Consider the following 778-nt stretch of genomic DNA (forward strand, 5'->3'; position numbering starts at 1 on the left):
AATGGACTCCCTGATGAGCGTCACGCTGCAGCGCGCGTTGTCGGACAGTCTCGGTGAATTCCTGCCGGCTTCGGTGAGTTCGTCGTAGACGTCGGAGGCGGGTTCGGCATCCGGTTCGGCGAGTTCGGGCAGCATCGTCGCCAAGTAGTCGGTGAGGCTGTACACGGTCGGGTAGTCGAAGATCACCGAAGCCGGCAGGAATTCACCGAGACTGTCCGACAACGCGCGCTGCAGCGTGACGCTCATCAGGGAGTCCATTCCGAGCTGGAAGAAGCCGATCGAGGGATCCAGCGACTCGCTGGGTGGTAGCCCCATCACCCCGGCCGCCAGCAACCCGACGTGGTCCAGCAGCATGTCGTGGCGGCGTTCGGGCGGGCACTTACTCAGGCCGACGCGCAATTCGCTTGCGGGCATGGCGGTTTCGCCGGGCACCGGAAGCAGGTCGTCGACGATGTGCAGCGCGCCGCGGGTGCGGTAGGCGGCCGCGAGCAGTGGCCAATCCGCTTCTACCACAATGGAATGCACGCCTGCGGCGGGGCTCATGGCCCGCGGCAGAGCGCCGATGGCGACCTCGTCGTTCATGGGCACCAGCCCCGAACCCATGCTGACCTGGCCGAATTGGTGCTCGGCGTCGGACAGGGATTTCCACAGTCCCCAGTTGACCGTCGTCGCCGACAATCCCATCACGTGCCGCGCGTACGCCAGGGCGTCCAGGTAGCCGCTGGTGGCGGTGTAGTGGGCCAGCCACCGCGAACCGGTGAGGCCGGAGATGGAGGAG

1 protein-coding gene is annotated in these 778 nt (G+C 66.3%); it reads right to left on the reverse strand.

Going from position 1 to position 778, the window contains the following annotated elements:
* Positions 1-778: beta-ketoacyl reductase (locus A5701_RS14670; RefSeq protein ID WP_156670097.1), on the reverse strand; the 778-nt coding region annotated here is incomplete at both ends.

Origin of the sequence: Mycobacterium sp. E3305 (genome assembly GCF_001666785.1) — a bacterium.
Lineage (GTDB): Bacteria > Actinomycetota > Actinomycetes > Mycobacteriales > Mycobacteriaceae > Mycobacterium.